General features: G+C 47.1%; 1 tRNA gene and 1 rRNA gene. Both read left to right on the top strand.

The window, feature by feature from the left end:
- Positions 1-76 (top strand): 16S ribosomal RNA (locus GVI43_RS15740); the annotation flags it as partial.
- A 136-nt stretch (positions 77-212) separates the two neighbouring features.
- Positions 213-288, top strand: a tRNA-Glu gene (locus GVI43_RS15735).
- The last annotated feature ends 338 nt before the right edge of the window (positions 289-626 follow it).

The following is a 626-nucleotide window of genomic DNA, read 5'->3' as shown; positions in this document are numbered from 1 at the left end:
CACTTTGTGATTCATGACTGGGGTGAAGTCGTAACAAGGTAACCGTAGGGGAACCTGCGGTTGGATCACCTCCTTACCAAGCGATACCAGTTCGAGTGCAGTGTCCACACAGATTGTCTGATGAAATTAATGAGCAAACGCACCTGTTGATGTCACCGGGAAACCGGTACTGATACGAAACGATAGCCTGAAAAGCCTGTCGCTATTTTCGTGTCCCCATCGTCTAGAGGCCTAGGACACCGCCCTTTCACGGCGGTAACAGGGGTTCGAATCCCCTTGGGGACGCCAATCCGATAATGAGTGAAAGACATTATCACCGGTTCTTGATGAACCACTCAATAACTTAAAGATGACTTTAACAAGTCGTGTTTAAGATATTTGCTCTTTAACAATCCGGAACAAGCTGAAATTTGAAAGCTTAAACACGCTGTGAGAATGACTTCGGTCAGACACTGACACAGCCTGTCTTAAGCAGTCTCTCAATTTTTTGCAATCACCTTTGTGGTCTTGAATAGCGGTTCGTCGCCGGTGTTTATCAAAAGACACCTTGGGGTTGTGAGGTTAAGTGACTAAGCGTACACGGTGGATGCCTAGGCAGTCAGAGGCGATGAAGGGCGTGCTAATCT

The sequence above is a fragment of the Budvicia diplopodorum genome, from assembly GCF_009800925.1.
Taxonomy (GTDB): Bacteria; Pseudomonadota; Gammaproteobacteria; order Enterobacterales; family Enterobacteriaceae; genus Budvicia; species Budvicia diplopodorum.
The sequence above is the reverse complement of the archived record's forward strand: the minus strand, read 5'-3'. Positions and strand labels throughout refer to the sequence as shown.